At 65.3% G+C, this 495-nt stretch carries 1 protein-coding gene; it reads right to left on the reverse strand.

Annotated elements, in window-relative coordinates; translation table 11 throughout:
• Positions 1–456: helix-turn-helix domain-containing protein (locus ACTQ49_RS15030; RefSeq protein WP_441828640.1), on the reverse strand; the 456-nt coding region annotated here is incomplete at its 3' end.
• Positions 457–495 lie beyond the last annotated feature (39 nt).

Here is a 495-nt window from a genome sequence, read left to right on the forward strand (position 1 = left end):
CAGCTCGGGGTCAGTGGAGAACTTGAACGTCCCACTGCGCCACGGCTGCACCCCGTACTCCCGCCACGCACGGGCAATCGTCGCATTCCCCACCCCCAGATGAGCAGCGAGCAGCCGGCTCGACCAGTGCGTCACCCCGTACTTCTTCGGCGGCGGCTTCAATGTGGTCGCCACGATCTGGCGATGATCCACGACCCTCGGCCTGCCCGAACGAGGCGCATCCACCAACCCAGCCATGCCCCTGTCCGCGTAACGACGCCGCCACGCCAGCACCGTGTTCTTCGACACCGCCAGCTGCTCGGCGATCCGGTCATTGGCAACACCGTCCGCGGCCGCGAGCACGATCCTGGCCCGCATCACCGCACCCGCCTCAGCAGTCCGGGACCGCGTCAACGACTCCAGACGTTCACGATCACCCTCACGAAGACCCAGCGCCGGGGCAGGAGAATTGGCCATGACCAATTCTCCCAAACCACAACCATTCAAGAACTAACG

The sequence above is a fragment of the Luteococcus sp. Sow4_B9 genome (assembly GCF_052116585.1).
Lineage (GTDB): Bacteria > Actinomycetota > Actinomycetes > Propionibacteriales > Propionibacteriaceae > Luteococcus.